Source organism: Microbacterium sp. Se5.02b (genome assembly GCF_019464375.1).
Taxonomy (GTDB): domain Bacteria; phylum Actinomycetota; class Actinomycetes; order Actinomycetales; family Microbacteriaceae; genus Microbacterium.
Window position 1 is genome coordinate 236780 of the sequence record NZ_CP080491.1, and the last position, 19555, is coordinate 256334.

The 19555-nt window shown below is 68.5% G+C and carries 16 protein-coding genes and 4 pseudogenes; 6 read left to right on the top strand and 14 right to left on the bottom strand.

Translation table 11 applies throughout. The annotated features are described in order from the left end of the window. Window positions 1-113: 113 nt before the first annotated feature. From K1X59_RS01190 to K1X59_RS01200, 3 genes are all read right to left on the bottom strand, one after another. The gene (locus K1X59_RS01190; RefSeq protein WP_183151550.1) at window positions 114-1760 is read right to left on the bottom strand and encodes an integrase; all 1647 of its coding nucleotides are present in this window, start codon (window positions 1758-1760) and stop codon (window positions 114-116) included. A gap of 92 nt (window positions 1761-1852) precedes the next feature. Then, entirely contained in the window at window positions 1853-2695 is an 843-nt protein-coding gene (locus tag K1X59_RS01195) for a substrate-binding domain-containing protein (RefSeq protein WP_183151551.1), read from the bottom strand. Between the two features lie 5 nt (window positions 2696-2700). Next, window positions 2701-2952, bottom strand: a complete 252-nt coding sequence (locus K1X59_RS01200; RefSeq protein WP_220173853.1) for a GntR family transcriptional regulator — start codon at window positions 2950-2952, stop codon at window positions 2701-2703. A 223-nt stretch (window positions 2953-3175) separates the two neighbouring features. On the opposite strand from K1X59_RS01200, the gene K1X59_RS01205 reads away from it, so the two are divergent. Together K1X59_RS01205 and K1X59_RS20575 are read left to right on the top strand one after the other, a co-directional pair. After that, entirely contained in the window at window positions 3176-4834 is a 1659-nt protein-coding gene (locus K1X59_RS01205; RefSeq protein WP_220173854.1) for a hypothetical protein, read from the top strand. After that, entirely contained in the window at window positions 4765-5061 is a 297-nt protein-coding gene (locus K1X59_RS20575; protein ID WP_244632308.1) for a type II toxin-antitoxin system RelE/ParE family toxin, read from the top strand. Before K1X59_RS01205 ends, K1X59_RS20575 begins: the two co-directional genes overlap by 70 nt. A 15-nt stretch (window positions 5062-5076) precedes the next feature. On the opposite strand, the gene K1X59_RS01215 is transcribed toward K1X59_RS20575, so the two are convergent. Together K1X59_RS01215 and K1X59_RS01220 are read right to left on the bottom strand one after the other, a co-directional pair. Next, a complete protein-coding gene (locus tag K1X59_RS01215) occupies window positions 5077-5514 on the bottom strand; it encodes a VOC family protein (RefSeq protein WP_183151554.1) in 438 nt (145 codons plus the stop codon). A gap of 38 nt (window positions 5515-5552) precedes the next feature. Next, a complete protein-coding gene (locus K1X59_RS01220; protein WP_183151555.1) occupies window positions 5553-5903 on the bottom strand; it encodes a TraR/DksA C4-type zinc finger protein in 351 nt (116 codons plus the stop codon). Between the two features lie 340 nt (window positions 5904-6243). Between K1X59_RS01220 and K1X59_RS01225 the strand changes: the two genes are divergently transcribed. Beyond that, entirely contained in the window at window positions 6244-6972 is a 729-nt protein-coding gene (locus K1X59_RS01225; RefSeq protein ID WP_183151556.1) for a hypothetical protein, read from the top strand. Between the two features lie 40 nt (window positions 6973-7012). Further along, entirely contained in the window at window positions 7013-7276 is a 264-nt protein-coding gene (locus K1X59_RS01230; protein WP_183151557.1) for a hypothetical protein, read from the top strand. Between the two features lie 124 nt (window positions 7277-7400). On the opposite strand, the gene K1X59_RS20580 is transcribed toward K1X59_RS01230, so the two are convergent. Next, a complete protein-coding gene (locus tag K1X59_RS20580; RefSeq protein ID WP_244632309.1) occupies window positions 7401-8543 on the bottom strand; it encodes an MMPL family transporter in 1143 nt (380 codons plus the stop codon). Window positions 8544-8628: 85 nt separating this feature from the next. Further along, a pseudogene (locus K1X59_RS22255) lies at window positions 8629-9939 on the bottom strand (MMPL family transporter); the annotation flags it as partial. Window positions 9940-10008: 69 nt separating this feature from the next. Between K1X59_RS22255 and K1X59_RS01240 the strand changes: the two are divergent. Further along, window positions 10009-10581 carry a TetR/AcrR family transcriptional regulator gene (locus tag K1X59_RS01240; protein WP_183151558.1) on the top strand — a complete coding sequence of 191 codons (573 nt, stop codon included), beginning with the start codon at window positions 10009-10011 and terminating at the stop codon, window positions 10579-10581. A 114-nt stretch (window positions 10582-10695) separates the two neighbouring features. On the opposite strand, the gene K1X59_RS01245 is transcribed toward K1X59_RS01240, so the two are convergent. From K1X59_RS01245 to K1X59_RS01265, 5 genes and pseudogenes are all read right to left on the bottom strand, one after another. Next, complete coding sequence (locus K1X59_RS01245; RefSeq protein ID WP_017202962.1) at window positions 10696-10839, bottom strand: hypothetical protein; 144 nt, start codon at window positions 10837-10839, stop codon at window positions 10696-10698. Next, window positions 10839-13165: pseudogene (gene purL / locus K1X59_RS01250) on the bottom strand (phosphoribosylformylglycinamidine synthase subunit PurL). Before purL ends, K1X59_RS01245 begins: the two are co-directional and overlap by 1 nt. 34 nt (window positions 13166-13199) lie before the next feature. Next, window positions 13200-13562 (bottom strand): type II toxin-antitoxin system RelE/ParE family toxin, encoded by a 363-nt coding sequence (locus K1X59_RS01255; RefSeq protein ID WP_183151559.1) that lies wholly within the window; start codon window positions 13560-13562, stop codon window positions 13200-13202. Beyond that, entirely contained in the window at window positions 13559-13801 is a 243-nt protein-coding gene (locus K1X59_RS01260; protein ID WP_183151560.1) for a ribbon-helix-helix protein, CopG family, read from the bottom strand. Before K1X59_RS01260 ends, K1X59_RS01255 begins: the two co-directional genes overlap by 4 nt. A 123-nt stretch (window positions 13802-13924) precedes the next feature. Next, window positions 13925-14883, bottom strand: a pseudogene (locus tag K1X59_RS01265) (helix-turn-helix transcriptional regulator). A 103-nt stretch (window positions 14884-14986) separates the two neighbouring features. Between K1X59_RS01265 and K1X59_RS01270 the strand changes: the two are divergent. Further along, window positions 14987-15441, top strand: a pseudogene (locus K1X59_RS01270) (VOC family protein). A gap of 25 nt (window positions 15442-15466) precedes the next feature. Here K1X59_RS01270 and K1X59_RS01275 read toward each other — a convergent pair. After that, window positions 15467-16195 carry an SGNH/GDSL hydrolase family protein gene (locus tag K1X59_RS01275; protein WP_220173855.1) on the bottom strand — a complete coding sequence of 243 codons (729 nt, stop codon included), beginning with the start codon at window positions 16193-16195 and terminating at the stop codon, window positions 15467-15469. Next, on the bottom strand, window positions 16192-19554 hold the full coding sequence (locus tag K1X59_RS20590) for a DUF4185 domain-containing protein (protein ID WP_258567006.1): 3363 nt from the start codon (window positions 19552-19554) through the stop codon (window positions 16192-16194). The genes K1X59_RS01275 and K1X59_RS20590 overlap by 4 nt, the downstream gene beginning before the upstream one ends. Window position 19555 lies beyond the last annotated feature (1 nt).

Below are 19555 nucleotides of genomic sequence, written 5' to 3' on the forward strand. Positions count from 1 at the left end.
CGTCGACCCGGCGGAGGGCCTGCATTCAACCTATGATGCGGACAACCATCATGCAAGCGGTTGCACTGCTGGGGTCGGCGAATCAGCCGTCGCGAGCAGGGCGGCGCCCTTTCTTACTCGAGGAGGTTGGCGACCTCAGGGCCTCCGGGCGCTCCGACCAGGGCAAGACTCAGCTGAGCGCGCTCGGCGAGCTGGAGCGCGCTCTCTGAATGCGCGATGCGCGCGTGCGTGATCCGGTCAAGCCCTGCGCCGACGAGGGGCGCGCAGGTTCTCAGCGTCGCATCGCGGGCGAGCGTGTCAGTCGAACCGCCGTGCATCACGATGTTGCGTTGCCGGTAGAGCCGTCGCATAGCACCACGCACGTGTGCCTCCACATCGTGAAGGGTGTGGCGCTTGGCTGTCATCAGACGAGTCATGCGAGATTCCGCTGCCCGATCGGAGGATGCTCGGAGCCTTAGCGACTGCCCGCTCGCCAGGGCGGAGGCGACGATCGCGCTTCGCTCCTGATTGGACGACGCTGCGGCCAGGCGGATGCTGATGGCATCCGGCACAGCGGGGGAGTGCTGATACGACAGTGCGGTGAGATCGGCGCGGGGCCAGGAGCACGCAACGAGTGACGCCATCCGGTCGGCTGCGACCGCTCCGCGTCCGAGTTTCGAATCCTCCGGGTCTTGCGACGACACGAGGAGCGCCTCGACCGCAGCCCATCCAGACGCGATCGCAGGGCCGGGAGAACCCAGGTTGAGCACAGAGGCGAGCTCAAGAGCGTCATCGAGGTCGGTCCGGTCACTCACGTCATAGAGCCGAGATTCGGCGACGAGAGAAAGGACGAACGCTCCACGGCTCGTCCGCTCGAGCTTGAATGGGCGTGTCGATCCCGACACCCAGATGGACCCTTGCGGCTCGGGAGCTTCTCCCCGCCCACGGGCGAGCGTCGCGCGCGATATCAGGCGGTCAACACGCTCGGTGGCGAGAAGCGCGGCGCCCAGCGGATCGCGTGCACGCACGTGGTATTCGAATCCGCCCACCTGGCGAACCCCGGAGGTGCTGCTGCCGTTGCCCAGGAGCCATTGCCGCACGAGCGCCCCGGAACGCCAGGTCGGTTCCATGCTGGTCTGCGACGTCGTCGCCCTCGGAACGGAACGGAACGGAACGATGACGCTGTAGTCCGCCTCGGGCTTGGTGGCGAGGATTCCCGCGGAAACAAGCAACTCTTCAAGAGTCGACTGAGCCCGGATGTGTTCCTGCGCCCATCGCCGCAGGTACGGCAGGCTGTATCCCAAGTCGAGAAGGTGCGATCCGACGGCGCGAGCGAAGCGCTCAATCGAGGGCCTTCTTCCGCCGCGCAACAGCTCGAGCCAGCGATCGATATAACCATCGGCTGCCATCTCTGAGAGCTCGCGGAGGCGACGCACATGACGGCTACCATCCTGGAGAGGACTGCGAAGCGTCTCGGTGAGGTGCTTGCGCAGCGCGGCCTCGCCGAGAGCGGGATCCCGCCCAGCGATACGTTCCGCGTCTTTCGCGAGCCAGGCCACTGCGCCGTCGCTGAGGACCTTTCGGCTACGCCATTGCGCAGCTTCGATCACCTCGTCCAACACGAGGCATGTCCCGACATCCCACAGGCGGCGTTGCCATGGCGATGTCGCCTGGAAGAAGTCGAGGAGACGAGCGCCGACGAGGTCTGCGTATGTCGATGAACCGAAGGACTCCTGGGCCGGAGTTGTGCTTGTGCCCGGGGCGGCTGCGGCGTTGCTCATGCTCCGATGATGTCGTAAACTACAGGCAGGCGTTCAACGCCGAAAGACTAAAAGTGGAGAACCGCCTGAGGGCCGTTCTCCACTTTCTTTCGTTAACTCATCCTCGCGCGCAGCAGACGCGTTGTCGTCGACGCCCGCTCCCGCACGACGGGCTGCAGCAGCATCCGTACCGGCGCGCGGTCGCCCCCGCGCCCCAGCATCCGCAGCAGCGTGGTCGCCGCGAGGCGTCCGATCTCGCGCTTCGGCGGTGACACGGCCGTGAGCGGGAGCGGGGCATTCGCGGCCTCCTCATCGTCGAAGGCGACGAGGGCGAGGTCGTCGGGAAGGGAGAACCCCGCCCCTGCCAGGTGAGGCAGGAGTGCCGTCGCCTCACGGTCGCCGAGGCAGACGACGCCGTCGAGCCCCGCAGAGTGCGCCCGGTGCGCGTAGTCCGCGAGCGCCACGTCGTCCCACGAGTCCCGACGCGCCACCGCGCCAGGGAGGTCGACGAGGGTCAGGTCGTCGATCGCGCGACGGTAACCACGCAGTGCGGCGTCGGCCGTCGCGGTGTCACGGCGCCCGAGGAATCCGAGGCGCCGACGGCCCCGTCGTGCCAGGTGCCGCACGGCCGCGTACCCGCCGGCGACGACATCGGTGCATACCGCCGAGAGCCCGTCATCCGGCGGCGAATCCGTCGGCATCCGTTCCATCAGCACCACCGGCGTCGGCAGGGCGCGCAGCAGGTCGAGGCGCGCCGTGGGGTCGGCCAGGTGCAGGGTGGGCGTGATCAGGAGGCCGGCGCACCCGGCGGCGAGGAGCTCCCGGATGCGGCGGATCTCGAGGGCGTCGTCGTACTCGCTCGAGGCGATGCGCAGCGTCGCGCCCGCCGCCCCGGCCACCTCCGCGATCCCCTCGACGACAGTGGGGAAGTAGTAGGTGCGTGAGGGGACGATCACGCCGATCAGGGGCTCGCGCGCCGGGACGCCCGCACCGACACATACGTTCCTGAGCCCTGACGGCGCACCACGACCCCCTCGTCGACGAGGCGCCCGACCGCCCGCCGCACGGTGTTGATCCCGACCGCATACGCCGACGCCAGGGCGGCCTCGGTGGGCAGGCGCTCGCCGGCTGCCCACTCGCCGGAATCGATCCGCTCGCGGAGCTGCTGCGCGAGGCTCACAAAGAGCGGCTGCGTGTTCGGGAACGCTCCCATCACGCCCTCCTCGGCTCGATGATCGTTCGTGCAACCGTATTCATTCCGTGCCGTGGGAACAAGAGGGGGCGATAGGCGAGACCCGGTGTCCGGGACTCGTGAGCGCCCGATTCCTTCCTCCACTCATTCCCCTTCTCCGCCCTTCCGTTGACCGTCGGAGTCGGCACCCGCCACCGTGGCAGACACGACGACTCCGCGCCCGGCGGAGCGGAAGGAGACACCGATGAGACGCACACGCTGGCTGTCGGCGCTGGTCGCCGCCACCCTTGTCGCGGGAGGGATGGTCGCCGCCGGCGGTGCCGCATCCGCGCAGACCGTCACGACCGACCTCACGATCACCTCGCCGAGTGACGGCGACACCGTGAGCGGTTCGACGCTCACGGTCGAGGGGACGTTCGCGAACGCCTCCGAACTCGTTCTCGTCGTCGGAGCGCAGGAATTCGTGCCCATCCCCGTGACCGGAACCGCGGGGACGTGGAGCGTCGACCTCGATGTCTCGGACATCGACGGCCGCCTCGACCTCGCCGTCCGGGGACGCGACCTCACCACGCTCTACACGACCTGGTCGGAGTTCCTCGCCGTGAACGTGCACCGCCCCGCTGCGGCGCGCCCGGTGGTCACGATCGTCTCCCCCGCGGAAGGCGCCTATGCAGGATCGTCGCTGGACGTGGTGGTCGATGTGGACGCTCACCGAGCCCTGTCGGCCGTGGAGGTCCGTGTGAACGGAGGCGCCTGGCAGGCTGCCGTCGCCCAGGGCGGGGGCGCGTACGCGGCATCTTTCCCCGTCTCCGGGGCCGAGTTCGCGAGCATCGAGGCACGCGCGACCGACGTCAAGGGCCTGAGCGCCGACGCACCGACCACCTACGTCGCGCTCGGCGGGGCCACCGCCGAGACGCCCGTCGTCTACGACCAGGATCGCGCGATGTGGATCTGGGAGCGCGCCTCTTATGAAGCCGTGTTCGACGGGGATGCGCGAGACCGGCTCGGCGACGTGATGGACGACACCACGACCTTCGGATCCGACCCGATCCGAACGATCTACCTCGGCGTCGACAGGTACGGCACGACCGACATGCTGCGCGACTCGCGCGCCGAGGTCGCGGCATTCGTGGAGTGGGCGCGGGCCCGCGGCTACCACGTGCAGGCGACGGTTGCCGGCGGTACACGTCCGCCGTACCTGGGGGCGCTCGAGCAGTTCGAGCATTTCGCGATCGACGAGTTCGAGAAGGTCCTCGACTACAACCTGAGCGTGCCCGCGTCTGCGCGCTTCGACGGCATCAACGTCGACATCGAACCGTACATCCTCAGCGAATGGAAGGAACCGGGCAACGGCGGGCTGCCGAACCGCTGGCTGGAGATACTCGACACCCTCATCGACCGCCGCGACGCGTCCGGACTCCCGACACTCGTCGGGCCGGCGATCCCGCGGTGGCTGGACTCCTCGACATGCTGCACCGCGATCACGTGGAACGGGCAGACCAAGCCGCTCAGCGACCACATCCAGGACATGACCGACTACATCGCGATCATGGACTACCGCGACACGGCAGACGGCAGCGCCGGCATCATCGCGCAGGCACAGCACGAGATCGACTACGCGAACCAGATCGGCAAGCCGAACTCGGTCGTGGTCGGCATCGAGACCAAAGATCTCTCCGGAACGGGCGACCCTGAGACGGTGACCTTCTGGGAGGAGGGGCGCACCTACCTGGAGGGCGAACTCGACAAGACCTACACCGCGTTCCAGGACGACGCCTCGTTCGGCGGCATCGCCATGCACCACTACGACGACCTGTTGATGCTGCCCTCGGCGTGGGACGACACCCCGCCCGTGTACTACCCGGTCCCGGGTGCAGGACCCGGGGGGCCGGCGCTGCCCTAGGTCGCTCTCGTGGCGGGGCAGTCCTCTTCGGGGCTGCCCCGCTTTCGGCGTCCAGGGCGCTGGAGAAGGAGCCGCGTCCGAACGGAGTCCGGAAGCTGACCGGGTTCGACAACGCCTGGCGCGTCCGTATCGGCGATCATCGCGTGTTGTACGAGGTCGTCGACGACGTCGTGCTGGTGACCGTCTTCCGGGTCGCGCACCGCCGGGACGTGTACGGCGATCTCTGACGCGTCCTGCCCGGCTCAGTTCTTCGTGAGGTCCTGGGCGAACATCACGAGGATGCCGCTCGGGCCGCGCAGGTAGGTGAGCTTGTACACGTCCTGGTAGTTCGCGACGCCGCGCAACGGGTGGTAGCCGTGACGGGCGGCGATCGCGAGGGACTCATCGATGTCGTCGACCGAGAAGGCGATGCGGTGCATCCCGATCTCGTTCGGCAGTGTCGGCTCCGTCTCGATCGCGTCCGGATGGATGTATTCGAACAGCTCGATCTGGCCGCGTCCGTCGGGCGTCTGCAGCACCGCGATCTTCGCGTGGTTGCCGTCGAGTCCGACCGCCGTCGACGCCCAGTCCCCACTCACCTCGTCGCGGCCGAGCACGGTGAGGCCCAGGTCGGTGAAGAAGGCGATGGTGGCTTCCAGGTCGCGGACGGCGATTCCGACGTTCTCGAGTGCGATGGGCATGGGGGGATGCTACTCGCGATCGCCGCTCGCGTCAGGGGTCACCGTCCGAGCTTCTCCGCGCAGTCGACGCAGTACTCCGCGAACGGTCGCACCTCCAAGCGGCCGACGGGGATCGGGCGGCCGCAGTTCGCGCAGAACCCGTAGGTGCCGGCATCCATCCGCGCCAGCGCCTCGTCGACCTGCCGGAGTTCGGCGGCCGCGGCGTCGGCGAGCCCGGTCAGGCGCGACCACTCCGACGAGAGGGTGACGCCTTCGGGGTCGTGCTCGTCGTCGTCGTTCGAGCCCTCGCGGTCGTGCATGAGCTGTCCGAGGGTCGCGGCCGTCGTGCGCACACGTTCCTCGGCCTGCGCGCGCCGCTGCTCCAGCAGTGCGCGCAGGTCGGAACTCATGCGCCCCACTCTATGCACGACCGAGGACACGGGCTCTACCGCGATCCTGGTTCCGCTTCTCTGGTAAGCCTCGAAACCGCTCGAGTTGAGGGCGTGGACCTCAGTTCACGGTCGCAGTTGCAGAATTCCGGAACACGATCGCCCAGGCGCGGTGCCGGCACGTCGACTCGCCTTTCGCGAATTCTCCCGCAAACCCGGAGGAATCCACGTCTGACAGGGTCTGAGAGGTGGCTTCATGTCCTCCAAAATGGGGACAGACAGGCGGTGCTTTGACGCCTAGCCTCCTCCCGAAGGCAGCATTCGCTGGCTCCATGGGGGCGGGGGGAAATGAGTACCTTCTATGTACACTCACAAGTCACAGGGCCTGGGCGCTGTGGGCGCAGTCGTTGCGCTCATGGTCACGTTCGGAACCGCGCCGTCTAATGCGGTGGCCGATGACCCACCTATCACCGTGGAATCTTTTCACGATCGACTCGAAGCCGAAGCAGCATCATCGTCTGAGGCGGCAACCGATCTGAGGAAGTTCGAAGAGTTATCCCCCTCCGACCAGCAGAAGTTGATGGACTATCTCATGGATCCTGAGGTGAGCGCTGCTTTCGAGCACACCGCGCAGACCGGCGAGAGCGTGAGCGTCGAGAACGGAGATGTGAAGACGAGCTTCGACGTGAACACCGTGAGCACACCGACTAATACGGGGGCCTCCGCGGGTAGTGGGCTGAGTGCGCAATCTACGGCCAGCATCGAATACAACGTGACCGCGAGCTACGTCGTGGAACAGCGCATCCTGGGCGTGCTCATTACGAAGCTGTCCCAGACTTTCAAGTACGTGACGGGGAGCGGTGTCGTTCTCAGAACGTCAAGTTGCACTGCTGCAGCGTTGAATTACAACTTCACCGTCGTGCTGAGTAGCTCAGTGAGCCATTACATGCTCGCCGGCGGAATGGCCGAGTGCGACATCGTCTGGAGGGGCTACATCGCCTACAAAGGCTCCGGAATCCAGATTGACAAGATTCAGAGTCTGGTCGTCAATGGACCGGGCGTGGTCTCACGGAGCCTCCAGAATATCTAGCCCTGAATAGAGCATTCACATATGAGAAAGGAGGCGGGACATGGAGAAGACCGTAGAAACAAGCACCACCAGTTGGATTCCCGGGACGGTATGGGTGTTACTCGGTGCGGGCGTCGTGTTCATCTGGATCCCGGTGGTGAGTTTCGTATGTATCGTGCTCGGGCTCCTGACCGCGTATGTCGGCGTGCCAAAGACGAACTCGAGACGCCGAGCAATGCTCATTGTCGGGTGGGGGCTCCTCGCAGCACTGGCTCTTGTGCTCGTGGTTGGTGCTACCGTCTGGAACAGCTTCCAGCTTCTCTGAACTGAGACAACTGCCCCCCCGTCCCCACCACGGAGCGGATTCCCTCACGCGGTGAGGTCGCAGATTCGCGCCGGGTCGCAGGAACACTGCGACCCGGCTGCGGATCTGCGCCGCCGCGGCCGCCTCAGCCGCGGGAGGTCGGGACCGAGTCGGTCGTGGTCGGAACGGCCACGGCCTTCATCCCAGGGTGGTCGCGCTCGAGGGCGGCGCCCTCCATGTCGACGTTCGGCAGGATGCGGTCGAGCCAGCGCGGCAGCCACCAGGCCGAACGCCCGAGGAGGTGCATGAGCGCGGGCATCAGCAGCATCCGCACCACGAAGGCGTCGAGCAGCACACCGAACGCGAGGCCGAAGCCGATCGACCGGATGATCGTCGACTCCGAGAAGATGAACCCGCCGAACACCGACACCATGATCAGCGCCGCGGCGATGACGACCGAGCGCCCGGCGCGGAAGCCCTGCGCCACGGCATCCCGCGCCGAAGCGCCGTGCACGTAGGCCTCGCGCATGCCGGAGGCGAGGAACAGCTGGTAGTCCATCGCGAGCCCGAACAGGATGCCGACGAGGATCACGGGCAGGAAGCTCAGGATCGGCCCCGTGCTGTGCAGCCCGATGATCTCGGCACCCCAGCCGAACTGGAACACGGCCACGATCAGGCCGTACGTCGCGAACAGCGAGAGCACGAACCCGCCGGTCGCGATGATCGGCACGAGCAGGGAGCGGAACACGACGATCATGATCAGCAGCGAGAGTCCGACCACGACCACGAGGTACAGCGGCAGCACCCCGGCCAGCGCCTCGGAGATGTCGATGTTGATGGCCGCCTGGCCCGCGACCCCGAGCGTGATCCCGTCGGCGATGTCGGGCATCGAGCGCAGGTCCTGCACGAGCTTCTCGGTGGAGGCGCTGTTGGGCCCCTCCTTCGGGACCACCTGGAATGCGAGGAGGGTGTTGTCGTCGGATGCCGCGATCGGCGCGACCGCCACGACGTCGTCCTGGTCGGCGATGGCCTGCGCGATCGTGACCTGCGTCGACAGCAGGTCGTCGTCGCTCACCGCGTCGTCGAGGGTCGCCGTGACGAGCAGCAGACCGTTCGCGCCCTCGCCGAACTGCTCGTCGACGGTCTGGAACGCGCGGTAGCTGGTGGAGTCGCTCGGCTCGCTCGAGCCGTCGGGCAGTCCGAGGCGCATCGACATCGCCGGGATCGCGATGATCAGCAGCGCGACGACGCTCACGACCGCGGTGACGACCGCACGCAGGGTCGACATCCGCTTCACGGGCTTTCCGGCGGCATGCTCCTGACCGATCGTCGCGCGCGCGGCGGCTGAGCAGGCGGGGACCGACGAGCCCGAGGATGGCCGGGGCGAGGGTGATCGCGACGAGCACGGCCACCGCGACGCACACCGCGCCGACCGTGCCCATGAGTCCGAGGAACGGCACACCGGTCACGTTGAGGGCGAGCAGCGCCACGATCACGGTCGTGCCGGCGAACACCACGGCCGTGCCGGAGGTGCCGGTGGCGAGGCCGATCGATTCGCGCACAGGGACCCCGGCGAGCAGTTGCTTGCGATGCCGGTTCACGATGAACAGCGAGTAGTCGATACCCACCGCGAGGCCGAGCATGACGCCCAGCACCGGGGTCACCGAGGCCATGTCGACGACGCCCGAGAAGGCGAGGGACGCCGTGACGCCGACGCCGACCCCGACGATCGCGGTCACGATCGGGAGAGCGGCGGCGATGAGGGAGCCGAGCATCACGATGAGGACGATCGCGGCGAAAGCGAGTCCCACCGCTTCGCCGACGCCGAAGATCTCGGGAACGCCCTGAGCGATGTCGGTGCCGAAGTCGACCTCGACGCCGTCGATCGGAGCGGATTCGAAGTGCTCGATCGCGCCCTGCTTGACCTCTTCCGAGAGCTCGAGGCGCGGGTCGGTGAACGAGATGTTGACGATCGCGGTGGATCCGTCTTCCGAGACCACGCCGATGCCGTCGGCGAGCTCGAGCAGCGTCGAGCCCAGCGCCACCTGGTCGGCGTTGTCGTCGAGGGTGATGCGGGACTGGTCGAGCTTCGCGTTCTGCGCCTCGAGGTCGGCCGACTGGGCGTTCAACGCCGCCAGCTGCGCGTCGAGCTCGGCGAGCTGCTCGGGGCCCGCGCCGGCCTGCTCGGCCTGGGTGCGGGCGGCCGTGAGCTGGGTGAGCCCTGACTCGAGCTGTGCCCTGCCGGCATCGATCTGCGCCTGTGCGGCATCCACCTGGGTACGGCCCTCGGCGATCTGGGTCTGACCGTCGGCGAGCTGCTGCGCCTGATCCGCCTGCTGCTGCTGCGCATCGAACGGATCGATCACACCGGCGACGCCGTCGAGATCCTCCGCGCTCGCCGCGAGGGCGGAGATCTCCTCCTTCTGCGCATCCGTGAAGGGTTCGCCGTCTTCCGTGCGGTACACGACCGTGCCCGTGCCGCCGGCCGTGTCCGGCAGCTTGTCGGCAAGTGCGTCGGTCACTTCGCCCGAGGCGGTGCCGGGGATGTCGAAGCTGTTGCTCAGCGTGCCGCCGAGGGTGAGGAAGGCGCCGACACCGAGGCCGAGGATGAGCACCCACGACACGATCACCGTCCACGCCTTGCGCGCGGCGAATGAACCCAGACGGTACAGCAGTGATGCCACAGTGGTCTCCTTCAGACTCAAAGAGCATACGGTACGTCTCGTCTAGGGATCTGTGGCTATCCTGAACGCATGGTGAACGAGCATCGGAGCGGGCCTGTGCGCAGCACGGCGGCCCGCGAGGCGATCCTCGATGCGACATCCCGTCTCTTCCACGCGCAGGGGTACGACCGGCTCACGATCGAGGGCATCGCGAAGGAAGCCGGCGTCGGCAAGCAGACGATCTACCGATGGTGGTCGTCGCGCGGAGCCCTCATCGCCGACTGTCTGGTGGACGGACGCCTCATCCCGGTCGACTTCGTCGTGCCGGATACGGGAGACCTGTTCGCCGACGTCGAGACGTGGGTGCAGTCGGTGTTCGCGATCCTCGCGACGGCGCAGGGGCAGGCACTGCTGCAGTCGCTCGTCGCGGCCGCGGCCGAAGACGCCGCGGTCGGTGCACACCTCGGGGCGAGTCTCGGCGTGGAGCAGCATCTCTCGGAGCGGTTGCGCGGAGGGATCCGCGACGGTCAGCTGCCCGACGACGCACCGGTCGCACAGATCGGCCGGGCCATCCTCGGGGCGATCATCGTGGAGTCCCTGGGGCGTGAGACGAGCGGTCCTGAGGGGATCATCACGCTGATGCGGTATCTCTTCGCGCGCTGACCCCGCTCGCCCTCGCACTCGTTCCTCGCGCGAGGGGTCAGGACACGCCGCGTGCGGAGGTACGGATGCGGCGAATCGCGACCCCTCGCGGCTCGCGCTCCCGCGTGCGGGGGCTCAGCCGAGGAGCAGGGTCAGCACGGTCGCGCCGCCGCCGCCGAGGATGAGCGCGACGATGACGGTCCACGCGATGATGCGGATGCGCCGGTTGCGCTTCTCGCCGAGATCGCCGTAGTCCTCGCTGAGGCCGTCGCCGCTCATCAGGCCACCGGCTCGGTGACGGTCGGGCCGAAGTACGGGGAGGGTGGCCTGCGAGCGCTCACGCAGTTCGGCGATCGACACGGTGAAGACGCCCTGAACCTCGAGCTTCGCGCCCTCGGTGTCGGTCACGCCGATGCGCATCACCGGGTAGCCGCGTCCCTCGCAGAGGCCGCGGAACTTGACGTCGTCCTCGCGCGGCACGGTCACGAGCACGCGGCCGGTCGACTCGGAGAACAGGGCAGATGCGGCATCCACACCGTCGCGCTCGATGATCTCGTTCAACCAGACGCGGGCGCCGACGCCGAAGCGCATGACGCCCTCGGCGAGCGTCTGGGCCAGGCCGCCCTCCGACAGGTCGTGCGCCGAGGAGATGAGCCATTCGTCGCGGGCCGCCGCGAGCAGGCCGGCGAGGCGCTTCTCCCCGGCGAGGTCGACCTTCGGCGGGCGTCCGCCGAGGTGCTGGTGCACCACGTCGGCCCACGCGGAACCCGACAGCTCGGTCGCGGTGGTGCCGAGCAGGTAGATGTTCTGGCCCTCGTCCTGCCATCGAGGGGATGCGCCGCGAGACGTCGTCGATGATGCCGAGCACGCCGACGAGCGGGGTCGGGTGGATCGGCACGTCGCCGGTCTGGTTGTAGAACGAGACGTTGCCACCCGTCACCGGGGTGCCCAGTTCGTAGCATCCGTCAGCCAGGCCGTCGACCGTCCGGCCGAACTGCCACATGACCTCGGGGTTCTCGGGAGAGCCGAAGTTGAGGCAGTCGGTGATCGCCGTCGGGGTCGCACCCGTGACGGCGACGTTGCGGTACGCCTCGGCGAGGGCCAGCTGTGCTCCTGCGTACGGGTCGAGCTGGCAGTAGCGGCCGTTGGCGTCGGTGGCGATGGAGAAGCCGAGGCCGGACTCCTCGTCGACGCGGATCATGCCGGCGTCGTCGGGGAAGCTCAGGGCGGTGTTGCCGAGCACGTAATAGTCGTACTGGTTGGTGATCCAGCTCGTGTCGGCCAGGTTCGGTGAGGCGACGAGAGACAGGAACTGCTCGCGCAGCACCTCAGGGTCGGAGGAGCGGGGGAGGTTCTCGGCGGCATCCGCCTGCAGTGCATCGATCCACGTCGGGTACGCGACGGGGCGGTCGTAGACGGGTCCGTCGACCGCGACCGTCGAGGGGTCGACATCGACGATCCGCTGCCCCTGCCAATCGATGATGAGTCGGCCGTCGCCGGTGACCTCGCCGAGCACCGAGGTCTCGACCTCCCACTTGTCGACGACGGCCATGAACGCGTCGAGCTTCTCGGGGGCGACGATCGCCATCATGCGCTCCTGCGACTCCGACATGAGGATCTCCTCGGCCGTGAGCGACGGGTCGCGCAGCAGCACGTTGTCGAGCGAGACCTTCATGCCGCTGTTGCCGTTGGCCGCGAGCTCACTCGTCGCGCACGAGATGCCGGCGGCGCCCAGATCCTGGATCGCCTCGACGAGCTCGTCGCGGTACAGCTCGAGGCAGCACTCGATGAGCACCTTCTCGGCGAACGGGTCGCCTACCTGCACGGCCGGGCGCTTGGTCGGGCCCGTGGAATCGAACGAGTCCGAGGCGAGGATGCTGGCGCCGCCGATGCCGTCGCCACCGGTGCGGGCGCCGAAGAGCACGACCTTGTTGCCGACGCCGGTCGCGTTCGCGAGCTTGATGTCTTCGTGACGGAGCACGCCGGCGGCGAGCGCGTTCACGAGGGGATTGGCCTGGTACACCGCGTCGAAGACGGTCTCGCCGCCGATGTTCGGCAGGCCGAGGCAGTTGCCGTAGAAGCTGATGCCGCTGGTCACGCCGTGCACGACGCGGGCGGTGTCGGGGTGGTCGACCGCGCCGAAGCGGAGGGCGTCCATGACCGCGACGGGACGAGCGCCCATCGAGATGATGTCGCGGACGATCCCTCCGACACCGGTGGCCGCGCCCTGGAAGGGCTCGATGAACGAGGGGTGGTTGTGCGATTCGGCCTTGAAGGTGACGGCCCAGCCCTCGCCGATGTCGACGACGCCCGCGTTCTGCCCCATGCCCACCATGAGGCGTTCCTTCATCTCGTCGGAGACCTTCTGGCCGAAGCGGCGCAGGTAGTTCTTCGACGACTTGTAGGAGCAGTGCTCCGACCACATGACGGAGTACATGGCCAGCTCGCCCGAGGTGGGGCGGCGACCCAGGATCTCCTTGATGCGCTCGTACTCGTCGGGCTTGAGTCCGAGGGCGCCGTAGGGCTGCTCCTTCTCGGGCGTCGCGATCGCGTTCTCGACGGAGTCGGGGACGTGCTGGGGGGAAGGTGCAGGGGCGGTGGTCACGCGCACTCCAAAGGAAGGGGCCGGCGGGGCAGCTTCAGTCTACCGGCGCGGTCGGTGCGCCTCTCCCGCGAGCGCTGGGTCTGGCCGCAAGGGCTGCAGCGATGTCTCTCCTCGTGTGGAGCACGCGGTGGACTCGCACGGTGTCCGGATCATCGGTGTAGATGACGAGGTATGGATGGCCTCGAAGAGGGAAGGCGCGGATGTCGGGAATCTCCGTCACCAGCTCGAAGCGGGCCGATCCCAACGCCGGATACGCAGCGAGCTGGCTCATCGCGTGCTGGAGGTCGTCGATGAACGCGATCGCGACCGGTGGCCCTGCTTCATCGAGGTAGCGGGCGACCGCTTCGTCGATGTCCTCATCGGCCCGCCTGGTGGTGACGACCCGCCCTGCGGTCACGCGTCGGCGGCGTCTGCGTGGACGCGGTCTCGGAGTCGATCGAAGTACGCCTCGTCTACGTCGGAACCTGGTCCAGATGTCATCCCGTCGATGACCAACGACCGCAGCTGCTCGCGAGCCTGCTCGTGGCGGATCAGCTCGCGCATGAACTCGCTGCTGTTGCTGTAGCCGCGTTCGGCCACCTGCGTTTCGACGAAGTCCTTCAGTGCGTCAGGAAGCGAGATGTTCATCGTGGCCATGCCTCCACGCTAATGCCGATGGCAAAGTTTGTCATCGCACCAGTGAACCTCAAAGCCGGCCATACGTTTGCCCCGTGGCGGCGCAGTCACAGAGAAGGGGGAAAGGTCGCAAGGAATCCTGGATCAGGAGGAAGAGTCCGCCGCGCCCGCGGCCGCAAACCGCGTCGCCAACACTCCGGCGGCCTCGCGCAGCTCCTCCGGCCCCGTGACCGTGAACGGCGCATCGAACCGGGCGATCGCCGCGAGCACACCGATCCACGACCAGGAGCCGACCGTCACGCGGCACGAGCCGTCGGGGAGTTCTTCGAGCGTCCCGTCCTCGACCCACGGTGCGACCTCGCGGGCGGGAAGGGCGAGCAAGACTGTGCCGACGCAGGGCCAGCGATCCTCGGTGGTCGAGCCCTTCGCCCGCGCCGCCAGATACGTCGCGGCATCCGCCGCCGGCAGCGGACGCGGGGGAACGAGGGCCCGGTCGGGATGCGCGGATGCATCCGATCGAGCCGGAACGTGCGCCACTCGTCCGACTCGAGATCCCACGCGAGGAGGTACCAGCGCCCCTCGCGGGCGACGACCGCGTGCGGCTCGGTGCGCCGCGTGGGACGATCGTGATCGTCCCCGTAGTCGAAGCGCAGCACCTGCCGGTCGCGGACGGCGGCGCTCGCCGCCTCGAGGGTCGAGGGATCGACGCGGATATCCGCGGACGCGCCGGTGAAGCGGATGCCGTCGACGCGATGCCGCAGCCGCGAGGGCATCACCTGGCGCACGGTGGCGAGTGCCCGCGCCGCGCCCTCCTCGATGTCGACTCCGCTCGATGAGACGGTCTGCAACGCGACGGCGATCGCGACGGCCTGGTCGTCGTCGAACAGCAGCGGAGGCAGCTCCGACCCGGCGGCGAGGCGGTATCCGCCGTCCGGCCCCTTGGTCGCGCCGATCCGATACCCCAGCTCGCGCAGCCGATCGATGTCGCGGCGCACGGTGCGCGGGGTGACCTCGAGCCGCTCGGCCAGGACGCGTCCCGGCCAGTCCCGCGGCGTCTGCAACAGCGACAGCAGCACGAGCATCCGTGACGAGCTTCCGGTCATGTTCCTCAGTGTGCCCGAGGGAGAGGACAGAAACCGACCTCTACTGTCGAGATCGTTGTCTCACGACGGCCCGAACGGCGGACCGCAGCACAAGGAGACGATCATGACCCTCACCACGACCACGCACCTCAACTTCCGCGGCACGGCTCGCGACGCCCTCGACTTCTACCGGTCGGTGTTCGGCGGCACGGTCACCGCCGCCACCTACGGGCAGTTCGGCCTGCCGGAGGGTACGCCCGGCTTCGACAAGTTGGTGTTCGGGCAGCTGGAGGCTCCGGGCGGCATGCGCCTGATGGCCTATGACATCCCGGGGCAGGACGACCCCGACCCCGCGGCGACCTCGGGGACGACCGTGCGTCAGAACGGCGCGACGGTCACCGACCGCACGTTCTTCCAGTCGCTGCGGTCGGACTCCCTCGATGAACTCCGAGGCTACTGGGACGGCCTCGCCGAGGGGCGACGGTGATCGAGCCCCTGGCGGCTTCGGCGTGGTCTGCCGGCTTCGGGATGCTCACCGACCGCTTCGGCGTGACCTGGGTCCTCGACGTGCAGCCCTGACCCCGGGATCCGCACCTCGACGGACTCAGGCGGGCGGCCACTGCGGATGCCGGGCCAGGGCCACGCGGGCCGCAAGGTCCGTGAGCACGGGGGAGCCGGGGGTGTCGAAGCCGAGCATCTCGGCGAGCCCGAGCGCGAGCAGGGCATGCCCCGCGGCGCTCGGGTGGAACGCGTCGTCGAGCAGCCCCCACGGAGTGCCCTCGTTGCCGGGACCGGTCCCCGCGGAGAACTCAGCGAACGCGGCGTGCTGGTCCACGAGCAGCACACCCTCGTGCGCGGCCACGTCCCGAATCGTCTGTGCGAACTCGCCGATCCGTGCACGATCAGGGGCATGCAGCAGATCGACGGTCGGCGGGGTCTGCAGCACGGGAATGGCGCCGACCGCCCGCACCCGCCGGACGAGTTCCGCGATCGACTCCGCGAACGCCGACACCTCGATCACGGGGTCGAGCCACTCGGTGGTGCAGTCGTTCGTGCCGATCATGAGCGTCACCACGTCGGGCCGCCAGTGCGCGACGCGGCGGTCGAAGTCGCCCAGGATCAGGTCGGCACGCCAGCCCGTGATCGCGGTGTTGATCACGGCATCCTGTACGCGTCCGGCATCGCCCCGGATCAGCTCGTGGAGGTGGTCGACGTAGTTGCGCGCGCCGCGGGTGTGGATGAGGCCGTGCGTGATCGAGTCGCCCGTGAACACCCAGGTGAGCGGCGCACCGGAGGCGAGGAGCCCCCGGAGCGCCGCACGGTCGTCCGTCATCCGGTGACCTTCAGCTGCACGTCGATGAACCGCGGACGGTAGATCGAGGCGTCGTCGTACACGTCGCCCACGTTGTCGAAGGTGTTGACGTTGTATGACACGATGAGGCGGTTGCCCTGACGCAGGTTCGGGTGCTCGTGCGCGTTGTACGTGAACACATCGGGGTCTCCGTAGCTGCCCAGTGCCCCGGTCTCGGGTGTGCGGTACAACTCGACCGGGTCGGTGAACGGTCCCGTCGGCGAGCAGGAGGTGCGGGCGACGATCCGGGTGCTGAACAGCTCCGACGTGTCCTGCGTCACCAACAGGTAGCCGTCACGGAAGGGCGCGACGCTGAACTCGTTCGCGACATAAGGCACGACGGGCACGGCGTCGGTCTCGGCGGCCGACCACCCCGTGCCGTTCCAGTACGTCCAGGCGCCCTTGAGGCCGTCTGCGCCCTGCGCCCTGGCGACGTAGGCCGACCGGACGCCACCCGGGTCGGCGATGCCGTAGATGTACGTGATGCCGCGCTCCTCGAGCGTCCAGGATCCCCAGTTGATCCCGGTCGCCGAGGGGAGGTCGACGATGCCCTCGAGCTGCAGCGTCTCGCCGTCGAGCGTCGCGAGCCGGTTCGCGGTCCAGGCGAAGTCCCACTGCCCGGTGCCGGTGCGGGCGAACTGCAGCAGCGGGACCTGCACGGTGCCGTGACGCCCGGGTGTGGGGTCGCCGATCCAGTACCACTTGCCGTCCGGCTCCGGGGGGATGATGCCGGCAGGGTTCTCGGGGGTGCCGCCGGTGATGGTGGTCAGGGTGCCGCGACGGTCCTGCACCACGACGGAGTTGTTCACGAACGGGGAGTCGGTCGGACGCGAGCCGTCGGGGTTCACCGTGCCGAGGAAAGTGTCCGAGAAGAACCAGCCCGTCTTCCCCTTGCCGAGCGGCAGGGAGTAGGTGCTGTCGCCGCCGGTCCATTCGCCCCCGGTGTTCCCGTAGGTGGTGAACTGCGCGGTCAGGTCCTGATCCACGGTCGAGGTCGCCGTGAGCGTCTTGTCGACCAGCGAGCACTGGCCGTGACCGTGTCCGCCGCCGTGCCCTCCTCCGGCGGGAACCGCCGCGCTCGCCGGTGCGGCGAACAGTGCGCCTGCGCAGAGGGATGCGGCGGCCAGACCGGCCGCGATCATGCGTCTTCTCATGTCGATCACTCCTTCGTGTTCGTTGGGGTGTTGCGTGGTCGTGCGGTCCTTCGCCGTCTGGGGTGCGTCATCGGCCGGGGTCGCGGTGATCCCGCCCGACGCGTCGATGTCGTAGGTGCGGGTGCCGACGCGAAGGCCTCGCAGCACGGCGTGCGGATCGAGTGCCGCGACGCAGCCGGCCGCGCGCACCGCGCCGTCGGCGGCGACGGAGACTCCGAAGAGCGCCTCGATCACGAGCTCGACCCAGGCGCCGGACGACGAGCACGACCAGTCGATGATGTAGGGCAGCTGCGGCGGGGCCTTCCGCGCGCCGCCGCCGATCCCCGACACGGCCTCCTCCACGAAGTGCGCCTGCCCCATCGGGCCCTGGTTCGCCGTGCGCGACAGCCCTTCGATCCAGTCGGTCAGCACGCCGGGAGCGCCGAGGGCGGCGAGCGCACGTCCGGCGTCGGCGGGCCACGCGGGGTAGGCGCCGTTCCACTGGTGGTCGGGGCGCACGCTGTAGCTGGCATCCGGATCCCACGGTGAGAGGGCGCGCATCCAGTTCTCGGTCTGCAGCTCGCGCTGGAAGAAGCCGACCATCTCGTCGCGGATGCCCGGCGCCAGATCGTCCGCGATCGTGGTGCCGACCACGCTGAAGTCGTAGCAGTGCCGCACCGGCAGTCGTGTGCCGTCGGGCTGACCGGCGGCGAAGACCCCGGTGCCCGGAAGGTAGCGCTCGATCACGGCCGGGAGCAGCGCGTCGGCTTCGGCGCGCAGCGCGGCGGATGCCGTCTCGTCGCCCTGGAGCTCGACCAGAGCGGCGGCCGTGCGCATGCTCCACACGTTCGCGGCGTTGAGACCGGCGACCTCATGGGTGTACGAGCTCACGCATTCGAGGAGGTTGTCGATCTCGCCGTAGTCGGCGAGGGGCGAGTCTCGGCGTAAGTCCTTCCACGCCATCGCCCACTCCCGCACGGCGGCGGCGACGGTGTGATCGCCGACGATCTCGTCGAGGAAGGCGACGTCTCCGGTGAAGCGCACGTAGTCGTGCACGAGTCGCGTCATGGCGTAGTCGTTCACCGAGTACCAGCGCCCGACGGGTCCGCCGGTGAGCGAGGAGGTGCCGAAGTGCGAGTGGATGTCGAGTGAGATCCAGTGCCGCACCTGATTCCGCATCTCGGCGGGGTCGAGGAGCGCATGGCTGAGGGAGCTGAGGCTGTAGTCCCAGATGAACGTGGTCGTGCCCCAGTAGTTCGGCATCAGAGTGTCGTACGACCGCCCGAGCACGTTGCCGGCGAAGTCGCGGCGGAACCAGATCACGCCCAGCACGGCCCACCAGTAGAGGCGTCGCAGCGGGGCGGATGCCGTCTCGAGCACCGGCAGCGCGCCCGAGAACTCGCCGTCGTCGGGGTCGAACGCGGCGCGCAGCTGGCGGTTCCAGAACTCCTCCGCCGCGCGGACCGCAGCGGGAACCTCCGCCGTGACCTGGTCGTAGGTGCGCGAGGCGTCGCGTCGGGAGATGCCGACCGCCTGCACGTACGCGGTGTGCGCTGTCCCGCCGGCCGGCACGGTGAGGGTGGTCGAGAGCTCTCCGCCGCGACCGTTGCCCCCGATGCCGGTGTCGAACGCGTCGGGCAGTTCGGCGACTCCGCTCAGGGCCGCTTCGCCTCCGACGAGTCCCTGCACACTCCAGGCCGCCTCGTCCGCCGAGGCGAACACGAGGCGCTCGCCGTCGACCGTCACGGTGTCGCGCTCCGACGGCGACTCCGCGTCGAGCCAGGCGTCCGCCGAGCGGGTGACGCGGGCCGCGGCCGACAGGCCGATCCGCACCTCCCTCTCCCGCGCACCGGTGTTCCGCACCGCGATGTCGATCGTCACGGCGGTCTTCCCCGGCACGCACACGGTCGTGGTCTCGATCTCGAGCTCTCCCACGGTCGCCCGTCGCACCACCCGGTCCGGCCGCCACTCGTGGGTGACGGGCGCTGCGTACGACGCGAACAGCCGGCCGTCGATGAAGAGCACCCCGGTCTGGGTGAGTCCTTGCGACACGGGTGGGAACTGCACGGCGCTGAGGGCCGCGAGGTCGTGGTCGACCCGCACGGTGCCGAGCATGTTCGTCAGGCCCGACGGCGCGATCATGTCGTCGTAGTGGTGGGTGACCGCATCGGCGGACAGATCCTCGACGGTGGGGATGAGCGGATGCATG